The sequence below is a fragment of the Larsenimonas rhizosphaerae genome (assembly GCF_023700005.1).
Classification (GTDB): domain Bacteria; phylum Pseudomonadota; class Gammaproteobacteria; order Pseudomonadales; family Halomonadaceae; genus Larsenimonas; species Larsenimonas rhizosphaerae.
Window position 1 is genome coordinate 1,858,083 of record NZ_JAMLJK010000001.1, and the last position, 13,879, is coordinate 1,871,961.

At 56.9% G+C, this 13,879-nt stretch carries 14 protein-coding genes; 12 read left to right on the forward strand and 2 right to left on the reverse strand.

The genetic code is table 11. The features are described 5' to 3' along the window. Nucleotide 1 precedes the first annotated feature (1 nt). Complete coding sequence (gene lapB / locus NAT21_RS08510) at nt 2–1,186, forward strand: lipopolysaccharide assembly protein LapB (RefSeq protein WP_250937317.1); 1,185 nt, start codon at nt 2–4, stop codon at nt 1,184–1,186. A 12-nt stretch (nt 1,187–1,198) separates the two neighbouring features. Here lapB and pyrF read toward each other — a convergent pair whose 3' ends face one another. Continuing rightward, complete coding sequence (gene pyrF / locus NAT21_RS08515; protein WP_250937318.1) at nt 1,199–1,891, reverse strand: orotidine-5'-phosphate decarboxylase; 693 nt, start codon at nt 1,889–1,891, stop codon at nt 1,199–1,201. A gap of 169 nt (nt 1,892–2,060) precedes the next feature. On the opposite strand from pyrF, the gene NAT21_RS08520 reads away from it, so the two are divergent. The 8 genes from NAT21_RS08520 (at nt 2,061) to NAT21_RS08555 (ending at nt 10,138) form a co-directional block, all read left to right on the forward strand. Beyond that, nucleotides 2,061–2,339: a ComEA family DNA-binding protein gene (locus NAT21_RS08520; RefSeq protein WP_265895750.1), complete on the forward strand. Its 279-nt coding sequence runs from the start codon at nt 2,061–2,063 to the stop codon at nt 2,337–2,339. A gap of 99 nt (nt 2,340–2,438) precedes the next feature. After that, nucleotides 2,439–2,915 carry an FxsA family protein gene (locus tag NAT21_RS08525; RefSeq protein ID WP_250937319.1) on the forward strand — a complete coding sequence of 159 codons (477 nt, stop codon included), beginning with the start codon at nt 2,439–2,441 and terminating at the stop codon, nt 2,913–2,915. Between the two features lie 157 nt (nt 2,916–3,072). After that, entirely contained in the window at nt 3,073–3,366 is a 294-nt protein-coding gene (locus tag NAT21_RS08530; protein WP_250937321.1) for a co-chaperone GroES, read from the forward strand. 55 nt (nt 3,367–3,421) lie between these two features. After that, nucleotides 3,422–5,065 (forward strand): chaperonin GroEL, encoded by a 1,644-nt coding sequence (gene groL, locus NAT21_RS08535; RefSeq protein ID WP_250937323.1) that lies wholly within the window; start codon nt 3,422–3,424, stop codon nt 5,063–5,065. Between the two features lie 136 nt (nt 5,066–5,201). Further along, entirely contained in the window at nt 5,202–5,948 is a 747-nt protein-coding gene (locus NAT21_RS08540; protein ID WP_250937324.1) for an RNA methyltransferase, read from the forward strand. A 93-nt stretch (nt 5,949–6,041) separates the two neighbouring features. Beyond that, nucleotides 6,042–7,754, forward strand: a complete 1,713-nt coding sequence (locus tag NAT21_RS08545) for an ABC transporter ATP-binding protein/permease (RefSeq protein WP_250937325.1) — start codon at nt 6,042–6,044, stop codon at nt 7,752–7,754. A 97-nt stretch (nt 7,755–7,851) separates the two neighbouring features. After that, entirely contained in the window at nt 7,852–9,558 is a 1,707-nt protein-coding gene (locus NAT21_RS08550; RefSeq protein ID WP_250937326.1) for a proline--tRNA ligase, read from the forward strand. Then, nucleotides 9,494–10,138: a lytic transglycosylase domain-containing protein gene (locus tag NAT21_RS08555; RefSeq protein WP_322974099.1), complete on the forward strand. Its 645-nt coding sequence runs from the start codon at nt 9,494–9,496 to the stop codon at nt 10,136–10,138. Before NAT21_RS08550 ends, NAT21_RS08555 begins: the two co-directional genes overlap by 65 nt. Here NAT21_RS08555 and NAT21_RS08560 read toward each other — a convergent pair whose 3' ends face one another. Next, nucleotides 10,139–10,645: an FKBP-type peptidyl-prolyl cis-trans isomerase gene (locus NAT21_RS08560; protein ID WP_250937327.1), complete on the reverse strand. Its 507-nt coding sequence runs from the start codon at nt 10,643–10,645 to the stop codon at nt 10,139–10,141. A gap of 364 nt (nt 10,646–11,009) precedes the next feature. Here NAT21_RS08560 and NAT21_RS08565 point away from each other — a divergent pair, with 364 nt between their 5' ends. The 3 genes from NAT21_RS08565 (at nt 11,010) to NAT21_RS08575 (ending at nt 13,877) form a co-directional block, all read left to right on the forward strand. Beyond that, a complete protein-coding gene (locus NAT21_RS08565) occupies nt 11,010–12,236 on the forward strand; it encodes an AmpG family muropeptide MFS transporter (RefSeq protein WP_250937331.1) in 1,227 nt (408 codons plus the stop codon). A 124-nt stretch (nt 12,237–12,360) separates the two neighbouring features. Continuing rightward, nucleotides 12,361–12,747: a hypothetical protein gene (locus NAT21_RS08570; protein ID WP_250937332.1), complete on the forward strand. Its 387-nt coding sequence runs from the start codon at nt 12,361–12,363 to the stop codon at nt 12,745–12,747. Beyond that, a complete protein-coding gene (locus NAT21_RS08575; protein ID WP_250937334.1) occupies nt 12,744–13,877 on the forward strand; it encodes a polysaccharide biosynthesis/export family protein in 1,134 nt (377 codons plus the stop codon). Before NAT21_RS08570 ends, NAT21_RS08575 begins: the two co-directional genes overlap by 4 nt. Nucleotides 13,878–13,879 lie beyond the last annotated feature (2 nt).

Sequence of the window (13,879 nt, forward strand, 5' to 3'; positions counted from 1 at the left end):
CATGTTCAATGTGGCAGCCCTGATGCTGATCACTACAGCCCTGGCCATCGGCTGGGGGCTGGGTCGCTATCAACGGCCACGGCGCACAGCCCGTCCCGGAGCAACCTCTACGTTGTCCCGGGATTATTTTGTCGGCCTTAACTACCTCCTCAACGAACAGCCCGACAAGGCCATCGAAACCTTTTCTCATTCCCTGGAAGTCAACAGCGATACCATAGACACCCATATTGCGCTGGGAAACCTGTTTCGATTACGTGGTGAAGCCGACCGGGCGGCCCGTATTCACCAGAATCTTCTGGCCAGGCCGGCACTGTCGGAACAGCAAAGTGATCAGGTGCAACTCGAGCTGGCGCGCGATTTTTATCACCTGGGCGTTCTGGACCGCTCGGAGCGCTTGTTGATTGCACTGATTCGCCCGACCGTTGCACAGGAAATGAATCAGGCCGCCAGACAACTGCTGGTTGAAATCTACCAGCGCGAACAGGAATGGCAGCGCGCGCTGGACATTGCGCAACCGCTTGTCAGGCATTTTCCATCAACACGCCGAGCCGCAGCGCACTGGCAGTGTGAACTGGCCGAAGATGAGCTGCGTGCCGGCCTGGCAGGCAATGCCCGCAAGCACTTGCGTCAGGCCCTTTCAACAGATGCCGAGTGCCTGAGAGCCAACTGGTTGCTGGCCGACATGGAGCATCGGCAGGGTCGATACCGCGATGAAATCAAGTTCCTGAAACGCATGCAGGTACAGGACCAACGATGCATCTCGCTGATCCTGCCCCGAGTTGTCAGCGCCCATGAGGCACTGGGGGATGAAAGCGGGCTGATGCAGTATCTGAACAACCTGCTTCACCATCATCCTCACAGCACAACATTGATCACTATTGCCGAACGCCTTCAACAACAGGAAGGGTCCGAGCGCGCGGCAGAAATGGTCAGCAGACAACTTGAACAGACGCCCAGCCTCAAGGGCGTTGACTACCTGCTCGCCCTGTACCTAGAGAATGAGTGCGACGAACCCCTGTATTCAAGAATGGGGTTACTCAAGCAGCATACCGAACATCTACTGAAGCAGCGGCCCAAATACCAGTGTCAGGAGTGCGGCTTTAAATCGCAGCAGCATTACTGGCAGTGCCCACAATGCCGGCAATGGGGCACACTACTGCCCATTACCGGCATTGAAGGTGAATAAAGCCACACCGTCTCAGCCTGCCGCAATCTCTTCACTGATGCGTCGCACGGCATCCATGGGGTTATCCGATCGCGTAACCGGCCGCCCGATCACAAGATGAGTACTGCCGGCGGCCAGCGCATCAATCGGCGTCATGATACGGTGCTGATCATCACTGACTGCAAAGGCTGGCCGAATACCCGGCGTCACCTTCAGAAACTCCTTGCCTGCAGTCTCACGTACCATGGCGGCTTCGCGGGCCGAACACACTACGCCATCCAGGCCTGCGTCACGAGTCAGCCCGGCAAGATGCCTTACATGCGCTTCAAGTGACCCCGGAATACCACTGGCGTTAAGCTCTTCCTGAGACAGACTGGTCAGTACCGTGACGGCAATCAACCGAGTGTCATAGTGGCCTTCCCTGAGTCTATCTGCGGCGTGCTTCATCATCGCCAGCCCACCCTGTGCATGAACGTTGACCATCCACACCCCAAGGTCTGCAGCCGCAAGCACCGCCTGCGCCACCGTATGCGGAATGTCATGAAACTTCAGGTCCAGAAACACATCAAATCCACGGCTCTGCAACTGGCGCACGATCTCAGGCCCCTCGCGCGTAAACAATTCCTTGCCCACCTTGACCCTGCACTCAAGAGGATCGAGCGTATCGGCTACGCTCAAGGCCTGTGAACAGTTCATGTTATCCAGCGCAATAATCAACGGTGTCATCCGGTCCCATCCCGAGCAGTAAAAAACCACAGTATACGAGCAGCCCCCCGTTACTCACAAAAGCACTAATAACAGGCAGCATTATATTCTTATTGACTTATTGAAAAGATCGCACGTTTTTAGACTGTGAAGGCGACACAATCACTACCAACTGCAGGGATATAACCGGATGAAAAAACTGATTGCTGCACTGATCACCGCGTCAGCACTGACCACTCTTTCCGGCGCATGGGCACAGGAAAGTACCGACCCGATTGATCTCAACACGGCAAGCACAGAGCAATTGGCAGGTCTGGCCGGCATTGGCGAGAAAAAGGCACAGGCCATCGTCGACTATCGCAACGAACATGGCGACTTCAAGCATATTGATGACCTGACCCTGGTCAAGGGTATCGGCAGCAATCTGCTGGAAAGAAATCGTGACAGGGTAACGCTTGAAACTCCCTGAACACCTCTCCAGATACAAGCGCGCCAGCATGCTGGCGCGCTTGTATTCATGTACACTCGGCCTCACATCATGACTTCAACATGAAACCGGGGAACATGAATGCCCATCCTCTTTATTTTTGCGCTACTGCTGGTTCTGGACCTTGCATCATTGATCATGCTGGGCCAGCAGCTTGGCTTTATCGTGACTCTTCTATGGATCATCGGTACGTTTGCTCTGGGCTCTCACCTGATCCGTCGCGAAGGCATGGCAACCCTGCGTGATGCACAGGCCAGCATCATGGCCGGACAGGCTGCGCCCAGCGACGCCTTCATTCAGATTGCTGCCTACGTCTTTGCCGGTATTCTGCTGATTCTGCCCGGCCCGCTCTCCGATATTTTCGGACTTGTCCTGCTATTGCCCTTTGTTCAGCCCCTGGTCAGTGGCCGCCTTCGCAAACGTCGTCCGGGCACAACCTGGCAGGATGCTGACATTTCCGGCCACAACCCGCGTCAGGAAGGCAGTATTCACGGAGAAGAACGCTCGGGTACCACCATCGACGGTGATTACGTCGCACGCGATGACGAAAAACGGTAAGAATTTTTTCATCGCCTCCCTTGAAACTTCCTTTGATGACCGCATTAAGCAGGCACGACCATCAGACAGACATGTCTGGTCTTTGAACGAAGGTGCCATACCTTTCGAGCGAGCATCACTCGCTCAAGTCCATGCAACCATCAGGAGAACGTGAGCAATGAACATTCGTCCCCTGCACGATCGCGTCGTCGTCCGTCGCGTTGAAGAAGAAGAAAAAACCTCCGGCGGCATCGTTCTGCCCGGTAATGCGAAAGAAAAGCCGACGCGGGGCGAAATCCTGGCTGTGGGCAATGGCCGTATTCTTGAAAATGGCGACGTTCGCGCGCTTGACGTCAAGGTAGGCGATACCGTGATCTTCAAGGACGGTTTCGGCGTCGAGAAGCAGAACATCGACGGCCAGGAAGTATTGATCATGAGCGAAAGTGACGTTCTTGGCGTACTCGAAAGCTGATTCAGTTCCAGCTCATTTTTTTCTGTAAAGACATTGTTTCGAGGCATTAAACATCATGGCAGCTAAACATATTCGCTTCTCTGACGACGCTCGTAAACGCATGGCGCGTGGCGTCAACGTTCTCGCCGACGCCGTCAAGACCACGCTGGGCCCGAAAGGCCGTAACGTTGTTCTTGAAAAATCCTTTGGCTCACCGACCGTTACCAAGGACGGCGTAAGTGTTGCGAAGGAAATCGAACTGAAGGATCGTTTCGAAAACATGGGCGCCCAGATGGTCAAGGAAGTTGCTTCCAAGACGTCTGACGCTGCCGGTGACGGTACAACTACAGCGACCGTGCTGGCCCAGTCCATCGTGAACGAAGGTCTGAAAGGTGTCATCGCAGGCATGAACCCGATGGACCTCAAGCGTGGCATCGACCAGGCCGTCATCGCGGCAGTCGAAGAAGTACGCAAACTGGCTGTGCCCTGCACCGATTCCAAGGCCATCGCTCAGGTAGGTACCATCTCTGCCAACGGCGACAGCAACATCGGCCGCATCATCGCTGAAGCGATGGAAAAGGTAGGCAAGGAAGGCGTCATCACTGTTGATGAAGGCCGCGGCTTTGAAGACGAGCTGGAAGTGGTCGAAGGCATGCAGTTCGATCGCGGCTACCTCTCACCGTACTTTGTCACCAACCAGGACACCATGGCGGTCGAGCTGGAAGATCCGCATATCCTGCTGGTCGACAAGAAGATCTCCAACATCCGTGAATTGCTGCCGACGCTTGAAGCTGTCGCCAAGGCCGGCAAGCCACTGGTCATTGTTGCTGAAGACATCGAAGGTGAAGCGCTGGCAACACTGGTCGTCAACAACATGCGTGGCATCGTCAAGGTTGCTGCCGTCAAGGCACCAGGCTTTGGTGATCGTCGCAAGGCCATGCTGCAGGATATCGCCATCCTGACCGGCGGTACCGTTATTTCCGAAGAAGTGGGCATGACGCTTGAAGAAGCCACCCTGGATCACCTGGGTACTGCCAAGCGCATCACCATGAGCAAGGAAAATACCACCATCATCGATGGTGCCGGTGTTGAAGCAGACATCGAATCCCGCGTTAACCAGATCCGTGCTCAGATCGAGGAAACTTCCTCTGACTACGACCGCGAGAAACTGCAGGAACGCGTTGCCAAGCTGGCCGGTGGCGTTGCCGTTATCCGTGTTGGCGCCGCGACTGAAGTGGAAATGAAAGAGAAGAAGGCACGCGTTGAAGATGCGCTGCACTCTACTCGTGCGGCAGTAGAAGAAGGTGTGGTTCCTGGCGGTGGTACTGCCCTGATCCGTGCCCTCACCAACCTGCACGGCCTGCGCGGTGATAACGAAGATCAGACCCACGGTATCGTGATCGCCCTGCGTGCCATGGAAGCTCCGCTTCGCCAGATCGTCACCAACGCTGGTGAAGAAGCCTCCGTGATCGTCAACAAGGTCAAGGACGGTTCAGGCAACTACGGCTACAACGCTGCTACCGGCGAATACGGTGATCTGTTCGAGATGGGTGTACTCGACCCGGCCAAGGTTACCCGTACAGCCCTGCAGTCTGCCGGCTCCATCGGTGGTCTGATGATCACTACCGAAGCCATGATTGCTGACGACCCGGAAGACAAGGATACTTCCGCAGGCGGCGGTGACATGGGTGGTATGGGTGGTATGGGCGGCATGATGTAATCGCCTGCCCCACCTGATAAGAAGCCCCGCGCATGCGGGGCTTTTTTATGCGCGTGGCCTTCTCGTCCATTCTTCTATAAGCTGACCCCCCTTGATACGACCCTCTTTTTCCGACTGTTTAATCTCCGGCCATCCCATGCTTTCCAATATCCAGATTGTGCTTGTTCAAACCTTCCATCCCGGCAATATCGGCGCGGCTGCACGCGCCATGAAAACCATGGGACTGAGCCGACTCATCCTGGTGGCTCCGCGTCGTTTTCCAGATGATGAAGCCACCGCCATGGCGGCCGGTGCCACGGATGTACTGGAAAATGCTCGAGTGGTGGACACACTGGATGAGGCCGTTGGAGAGTGTGTCAGCGTGATTGGGGCCAGTGCACGCCTTAGAAACATGCCCCTGCCTCATTTCTGTGAACCAGACGAGATGGCCGAACACGTCATGACGCAGGCAGCCAGCGCCCCGGTCGCACTGGTCTTTGGCCGAGAGCGTTTTGGGCTCACGAATGAAGAAATTCAGTGCTGCACGCACCAAATGACGCTTCCTGCTGCACCGGACTACCCTATCCTGAACCTTGCCCAGGCCGTTCAGGTATGTGCCCATGAACTGTTCACTGTCTGGCGCAAGAACCCGGAAAATCAGTACAGCGCTCCTGCGCCGGTACAGTCCACGCGCCCTACACAGCAGCAGCTTCAGGCCTTTTTGCAACATCTTGATCACACCCTTGAAGATGCCGGCTTTCATAATCAGCCACACTCACGCACGCTTGAGCGGCTGCATGCCTTTTACATTCGCGCCCAGCCCAGCAAAAAGGAACTGTCATTGCTGCGCGGCATGCTGAGTGCGTTTTCCACGCCGAGAGACAACGGCCCGTCGAACAAATAATAATTCAGGGAACCTTTGGCGGTTCTGTTTTTCCTATCGACAACCATTACCCATCAACTGCAGGTTTACTGCCTTGCCCTGGAGATTCTGTTTGTGTCATCACCGCTCCCTACCCGCAAGCATGATCACTTTCTCGCCAAGGTATGGGCGCTGACCAAACCCTACTGGCGCTCCGAGGAAAAATGGAGTGCCTGGGGGTTTCTGATCCTGATTCTGACGCTGACTCTGGGGAGCGTCTATCTGACGGTTCTGTTGAACCGATGGAGCGGCGAATTTTATAACGCCATTCAGGACAAGGATCTGGATGCCTTCTGGCACCTGATCGGGGAATTCTCGATTCTGGCCACGATCTATATCATTGCCGCGGTATACCAGTACTACGTCACCTCCATCCTGCAGATTCGCTGGCGCCGCTGGCTTACCAACGTCTATTTCGACCGCTGGCTGGATGGTCACGCGTATTACCTGATGGAAATGCGCCACGAGGAATCAGATAACCCTGACCAGCGTATTTCAGAAGACATAGATCGCTTCACGGACGCCACCCTGAACCTCACCATCGGCCTGCTGCGGTCGGTCGTATCGCTGGTCAGTTTTTCCGTCATTCTCTGGACCCTGTCGCAGGCCGTGGCCTTTGATATTGGCCCGCTGCATGTCGATATTCCTGGTTTCATGCTGTGGGCCGCCCTGCTGTACGCCGGTCTCGGAAGCATCCTGACGCATTATGTCGGTCGGCGGTTGATTCGCCTCAACTTCACGCAGCAGCGTTACGAAGCCGACTTTCGTTTTTCGATGGCTCGCCTGCGGGAGAACTCCGAGCGAGTAGCACTTTATGGGGCTGAAGAAACCGAGAAGAGCCTGCTTCGTGGGCGCTTCAACATGGTCTGGCAAAACTTCTGGCGCATCATGCGCACTCAAAAGCGACTGATCGGTTTTACATCCGCCTACAGTCAGATTGCCATCATTTTCCCCATGCTGATTGCAGCACCAGCCTATTTCAGTGGAGCCATGCAGCTGGGCGGGTTGATGCGTGTCGTCAGCGCCTTTGGCCGCGTGCAGGATGCACTGAGCTGGTTTGTCGATAATTACGCCAGCCTGGCGGCCTGGCGCTCCGTCGTTGACCGACTTACCACCATGAATGAAAACATGGATAACCTGGTACCACCCGGCGAACGTGACGGACAGCACTATACTCACGAAACGACGAATCACATCGAGCTTCATCAGGTAGTGCTCAGGGTACCCGATGGCACACGCCTGCTGAATATCGACAGCCTCACATTCAACGCCGGCGAGCATACTCTGATCCACGCCCCTTCAGGCAGCGGCAAGAGTGTACTGTTCAGAACGCTGGCAGGGATCTGGCCCTGGTGGTCCGGCACCGTAAAGGCCGGTACATCACAATTGTTTCTGCCTCAGACACCCTATCTGCCGATTGGCACGTTAAGAGATGTACTGAGCTATCCGGACAGGCACAGCGATCACGATGATGATGCCCTCAGGGCGCTGCTGCGCCAGTGTCGGCTTGAAAAGCTTGAGGACCAGCTACACATCGAACGGCACTGGGCCCACCTGCTGTCACCCGGCGAGCAGCAGCGACTGGCCTTTGCCCGCGCAATTTTAAAACAGCCCGACTGGCTGTTTCTGGATGAATCCAGTTCCGCGCTGGACCTTGATACCGAGCAACACCTTTATGCCTTGATAAAGGAACAGCTCCCCCGGACGACGCTCATCAGCATCGCTCACCGCGCCAGCCTGAATGCCTTCCACGACCGCGTCATTGACCTGCGCGATATCAGTGCCTGAGCCCTGCGCCCCGCTTTGCCGGGGCGCAGGTTAAACCGTACAATGCCCACATCCAGATTGCTGGCTTTCAACTACTTAATGAAAAGGATGCGGGCTGATGCGCGCCACTGAACTGCTGATTTCGACCCTCAAGGAAACACCGGCAGACGCCGAGGTAGTCAGCCACCAGCTGATGCTGCGAGCCGGCATGATTCGCAGGCTGGCTTCCGGGCTGTATACCTGGCTACCGATGGGCGTACGCACACTTCGCAAGGTTGAGCGTATCGTCCGTGAGGAAATGACCCGTGCAGGCGCTCAGGAAGTTTTAATGCCCGCGGTACAACCAGGCGAGCTGTGGCAGGAATCAGGTCGCTGGGAGCAATACGGCCCTGAACTGCTCCGCGTCAAGGATCGCCACCAGCGCGATTTTTGCATCGGGCCCACCCACGAAGAGGTCATTACCGACCTGTGCCGTCGCGAGCTGCGTTCCTACAAGCAGTTGCCGGTCAATTTCTTCCAGATTCAGACCAAGTTCCGGGACGAAATCCGCCCGCGCTTTGGCGTCATGCGTTCCAGGGAATTCATCATGAAGGACGCCTACTCCTTCCACCTGGATCAGGCATCGCTTCAGGCAACCTACCAACGCATGTACGACGCCTACATCCGTATCTTCACTCGGCTGGGTCTGGACTTTCGTGCGGTGATCGCCGACAACGGCTCGATTGGCGGTGAAGGGTCCCATGAATTCCACGTACTGGCCGATTCCGGCGAAGATGCCATCGCCTTTGCAAGTGGCTCCGACTACGCAGCCAACCTTGAAAAGGCCACGGCAGGTGACCCCGAACAGACCCGCCCTGCCGGTAGCGAAACGCTGCGCAAAGTGCCCACACCCAACGCCAAGACCATCAAGGCGCTGGTTGAACAGCACGATGTCGCCATCGAAAAAACCGTCAAGACCCTGATTGTTCATGGTGAAGAAGGACTGGTCGCGCTGGTGGTTCGTGGTGACCACGAGCTCAACGAGGTCAAGGCCGAGCACCTCCCGCTTGTTCGCGCCCCGCTGACCATGGCCAGCGATGAAGAAGTCCGTGATGCCATCGGTGCCGGATTTGGCTCCATTGGGCCTGTAGATCTGCCCATGCCGGTCGTTATTGACCGGGATGTGGCGGTCATTTCCGACTTTGTCGCGGGAGCCAACCAGGAAGGCGAACACTACTTCGGTATCAACTGGGAACGGGATCTGCCGCTGCCTGAGGTAGCCGATATTCGGAATGTGGTAGAGGGCGATACCGCGCCGGATGGCCAGGGCACCCTGTCCATCGTTCGGGGTATTGAAGTCGGGCATGTCTTCCAGCTGGGGCAGAAATACTCCAGGGCCATGAATGCCACCGTCCTGGATGAGAATGGCAAGACCGTCCCCATGTCGATGGGCTGCTACGGCATTGGCATTACCCGTATCGTGGCCGCCGCCATCGAACAGAACCACGATGAACAGGGCATTATCTGGCCGGAAGCGCTGGCACCGTTTGAAGTCGCGCTGGTGCCAATGAACGCGCACAAGTTCCCCAATGTGCGCGAGGCTGCCGAGACGCTGTATAACCAGCTGGTCGAGGCCGGCGTTGATGTCCTGCTGGATGATCGTGACCTACGGCCCGGCAACAAGTTTGCCGATCTGGAGCTCATGGGCATCCCTCATCGCGTAGTCATCGGCGATCGAGGTCTCAAGAATGGCGAATACGAGTACAAGGGAAGAAAGGACAGTGACTCCACCATGGTGCCGGTTGACGCACTGGTGGATCAGCTGCGCCAGCAGCTGGGTCGCTAGAACGGCTGTTGGACTTGTACTGTTGCTGGTCCAGGCCCCCGCGGGGGCCTGGACGCCACCCACCCTGCCAGCCCTTGACGCTTCTTCCCCCTCCGAACTGACCACCTACAGCGACTCACCCTCCGCCCGTGCCGGCATCAATGACCCCTTTGATGCGCAGGTCTGGTGGCTGGACATGGACTATCGACTGGGCCGGTTCATTACCACGAAAACCATGCGCCGCCCCCTGCTTGAAAAGGTCATGCAGGCAGCAACCCGTGCGGGGCTGTCACCGGAGCTGGTGATGGCCGTCATTCAGGTGGAAAGTCGATTTGATGCCAGGGCGGTATCGCCGGCAGGTGCCATCGGGCTGATGCAGGTGATGCCATTCTGGAAGAAGATCATTGGCAAGCCGGAAGACGATCTGTTCGACCCACAGACCAACCTCGCCTATGGCTGTACCATTCTGGCCCATTACTTGAGCACTGAAAAAGGCGACATGACTGATGCACTGGCCCGCTACAACGGCAGCCTGGGCCAGACCTGGTACCCGGAACGGGTCATGCAGGCCTGGAACAATCAATGGTGGGTCATTCGTTGATTACTGCTTGCGATCTTCCACTTCGCTGTGGGAAACGCCGGGCTCCAGCGGGTGCCCCTTGGCCAGCTCGGCGCGGGTTGCATCACGAATATCGAGGATTTCGACACTGTAATTCAATGCCCTGCCCGCCAAGGGATGATTGGCATCGACGGTCACGTTGTCCTGATCGATGCTGACCACGGTCACCGTCCGCGGCCCATCCGGACCATTGGCCTGAAACCGCATGCCGGGCTCGAGTTCGCTGGCACCAAAGGCCCCCCGCGAAACCGTTTGCGTCAGCGCTTCATTACGCTCGCCATAGGCCTGGGCAGGCGACAGCTCAAGCTCGAACCGGTCTCCCGGGGTACGCCCTGTCATGGCCTCTTCAAGCGCCGGCATGATATTGCCGTGGCCATGGAGATAATACAGGGGTTTCTCGCGTTGACAGGAATCATCAATGACCTGCCCATTTTCATCACGCAATACATAATGAAAACCGACAATGTGATGGGACGTTATGAGTGACATGCAGTACCTTCAGTTGAAAATGAACTTCTTGTGAGCTCTGACTCGCTGCGTAATGCGAGATTGCCATGTTATTGAAAAGAGACCTCTGGCTGCGGTCATGATGATGACGGCGACAGGGCCGACGGGTGTTGATCATCACGGTGGCAATAATGGCACGGCTTCAGCCACCTTTCGATGCCAGACCATGCCTTGAGGCTGCTTTTTTATGCCAATATGATCATTTGCCGCCTGATGCTGCCGTAGCCTGTCCGCCATCTGGAAAAATCGCGGCCGAACAGCCTGCTTGCGCCAGCGTGAGTGACGTGCGACCTTTGCACGTCCTGCGCATCAGCCGTTTCCTCCATCCCTGAAAAGAGAGTCTGCATTGGTCGGGTTCAGCAAGCATCTGGGCATTTTTCGCCGTCATGCCATTACCTTTTTAATGGGGTTCGCGTCCGGGCTGCCACTGCTGCTGACTGGTAGTGTACTGCAGGCATGGATGACCGATGCCGGCATCTCTCTTGAGAATGTCGGCTTGCTGGCGCTGATCGGACTGCCTTATACGCTGAAGTTTGCCTGGGCACCGCTGCTTGATCGCTTTTCGCTGCCCTTTCTTGGTCGCCGTCGCGGCTGGCTGTTTCTGACACAGGCCGCCCTGGTCGGCATGCTGGTGATGCTGGCGCTGTCCAACCCCGCCGTGACGCCGCTGCTGGTCGGGCTGATCGCGTTGGCAGTCAGCTTTTTAAGTGCCACCCAGGACATCGTGATTGATGCCTATCGCCGTGAGCATTTGCCCGACAATGAACTGGGACTGGGCTCGGGCTTTTACGTGTATGGCTATCGCATCGGCATGCTTCTGGCTTCCGGCGGCGGGCTGATGCTGGCTGACGTGATCGGCTTCACATCAACATACCTGCTGATGGCAGGCTGTCTGGCAGTGGCAATGCTGGTCACACTCTGGGCCCCCGAACCGGAAGCCGCTGCCCCGCTTGAAAGACGCCATCTGCATCAGATATTCATCGACCCGCTCGTCAACTTCATGGCCCGCCCAAAGGCATGGGCGCTGCTGCTGCTTATCCTTCTATACAAGCTTGGGGATTCGGTCGCGGGCAACCTCACCACGCCCTTTTACAAGAGCATCGGGTTTTCCAACGCCGAAATCGGTGCCACGGTCAAGATTTTCGGCCTCTGGCCCCTGCTGGGAGGTATTTTCATTGGCGGCCTGTTGATCATGCGGTGGGGAATCTATCGCTCGCTGGTCGTGTTTGGTGTGCTGCAAATGCTCTCGACAGCCGGTTTTATCGTGCTCAACCACCAGGGCCACGATATTGCCTGGCTGGCCGGAGTAGTGAGCTTTGAAAATCTGGCAGCCGGCATGGGCACAGCGGCCTTTGCCGCCTTCATGGCCTCACTGACCGATAAGCGATTTACCGCCGGTCAATATGCCCTGCTGTCCTCCATCATGGGACTGCCACGCGTGGTCATTGCTGCACCGAGCGGCTATCTCGCCCAGTCAGCAGGCTGGGACGGGTTCTTTCTGGTCTGTACGCTTGTAGCCCTGCCTGGACTGTGGCTGTTGATCATGATCAAGGACAGCGTGCCGCGCACCTGAAGCTTCCGCGTCACCCGAACAACCTCAACATTCGGCCCTTTTTCATTAGAATACTTAAATAGAAAATCCAGCATGCTGTGTCTCGGACCCGTAGCTACCGCTACGTCTCTCATGAGGCCACCCCATGCGATATATATTTTCTCTGGACGATAACAACACTCTCCTGGTACCACCCGAGCAGTTTACCGGTGATGATGCGCGTACGTTCAGGGCCATGATCTCCGATTACCTGGGCTGTAATCCCTCGGTGCTTGCTACCCGCATCTATCTGGATGCACGGCCCATTACCCGTATTGATGCCGATGGCCTCTCGGCCATGGTGGCCATTCATTCCCTGCTGGCCCCCGCCCCTCTGACACTGCTGGAACCTTCCGAAGCGCTGACACGCACCCTGGAATCACTGAGGCTTTTTGAACACTTTGATATTTATTTCGATCGCAAGTATCTGCTCACTGGTGTCGTGACGCGTCCGGACGAGTTGCAGGAATCTTCCCTGCGAGCTCACCCATGAATGCCCGCTACGTGCCCATCCTCCTAGCACTGATGGCGATGATACTGGGGGGATGTACTCCCGTGGACCGGGCCAGCGTGTCGCCGAAGGATCATTGGCAACATAGCCGCCTATGGTCCAGTGAAGTGGAGCAGATTCCCTCCCGGCCCGCTCGGCTTGAACAGCTCAACGCTCAGCGCCTGTCGGCGGGGGATCGTATTACCATTACCGTGGCAGCAGGCGATAACTTCAACGGCCGCTACGAGATCGATCACGATGGCCGGTTGCGACTGCCATGGCTGACCCCGATAGAGGCGGTCGGCAAAAGTGCGCCTGAACTTGCCGAAGCCATTCGTCACCAACTGGAATCGGAAGGCATGTTTCGCTCAGGGCTTGCCTATGTGACGGTTCAGCTTCATAGCTGGGCACCGATCAGCGTGCGTGTCGAGGGCGCCGTGTTCAATCCCGGCCGGGTGGATATCAGCGCCCGTTCTGCACTGGATCGTAGTGAACGCCAGAGTGTCGCTTCCGGTGAAGCCGGCACCGGTCGTCGGCTTTCGAACGCACTGGCGGCTGCCGGCGGCATCCGTCCGGATGCCGACATTACCCGCGTGGTCCTGATTCGCAACGACATACCCTACTCTCTGGACCTGGCCGGTTTCATTGATGGCACCCGGGTGATCGACCCCTTCCTGCGCGACGGTGATCGACTGGTCATTGGCAGCACGGGGCATTTTTCGTCATCCCTGATGCGGCCCATGCCCATTACGCTGCCGGGGATCAAGATCTTTGCCTCGAACCTGACCCAGCCGGCCTCAAGCAACGGCAATTCAAATCTCGGGGAAGATGCCATGGCCTTCCCCTATGGCACTCGCCTGCTGCAGGCGGCAATCAAGGCCAACTGCATCGGCGGCATTCAGACGACCTCGGGTAACCGTAATATCGTTCTGATCAGCGAAAACCCGATGACCCGGAAACCGGTCATCCTGTCACGCAACTCCGATGCGCTGATGGCCCACTCGAATGATGCCGGCATCAACCCCTGGCTCATGCCGGGCGACACCCTGAGCTGCTATGACTCGGGCGTCACCAATTTGCGCGATATCGCTAAAGTGCTGACGGAAATCGTCGTTCCGTTCAGTCTGTTTTAGTG

Excerpts from the sequence above, each read along its gene's own strand:
- NAT21_RS08540 (WP_250937324.1), top strand. The coding sequence starts at position 5,202 with ATGCTTTCCAATATCCAGATTGTGCTTGTTCAAACCTTCCATCCCGGC.
- lapB (WP_250937317.1), top strand. The coding sequence starts at position 2 with ATGTTCAATGTGGCAGCCCTGATGCTGATCACTACAGCCCTGGCCATC.
- NAT21_RS08575 (WP_250937334.1), top strand. The coding sequence starts at position 12,744 with ATGAATGCCCGCTACGTGCCCATCCTCCTAGCACTGATGGCGATGATA.
- groL (WP_250937323.1), top strand. The coding sequence starts at position 3,422 with ATGGCAGCTAAACATATTCGCTTCTCTGACGACGCTCGTAAACGCATG.
- NAT21_RS08520 (WP_265895750.1), top strand. The coding sequence starts at position 2,061 with ATGAAAAAACTGATTGCTGCACTGATCACCGCGTCAGCACTGACCACT.
- NAT21_RS08560 (WP_250937327.1), bottom strand. The coding sequence starts at position 10,645 with ATGTCACTCATAACGTCCCATCACATTGTCGGTTTTCATTATGTATTG.
- pyrF (WP_250937318.1), bottom strand. The coding sequence starts at position 1,891 with ATGACACCGTTGATTATTGCGCTGGATAACATGAACTGTTCACAGGCC.
- NAT21_RS08525 (WP_250937319.1), top strand. The coding sequence starts at position 2,439 with ATGCCCATCCTCTTTATTTTTGCGCTACTGCTGGTTCTGGACCTTGCA.
- NAT21_RS08570 (WP_250937332.1), top strand. The coding sequence starts at position 12,361 with ATGCGATATATATTTTCTCTGGACGATAACAACACTCTCCTGGTACCA.
- NAT21_RS08530 (WP_250937321.1), top strand. The coding sequence starts at position 3,073 with ATGAACATTCGTCCCCTGCACGATCGCGTCGTCGTCCGTCGCGTTGAA.
- NAT21_RS08550 (WP_250937326.1), top strand. The coding sequence starts at position 7,852 with ATGCGCGCCACTGAACTGCTGATTTCGACCCTCAAGGAAACACCGGCA.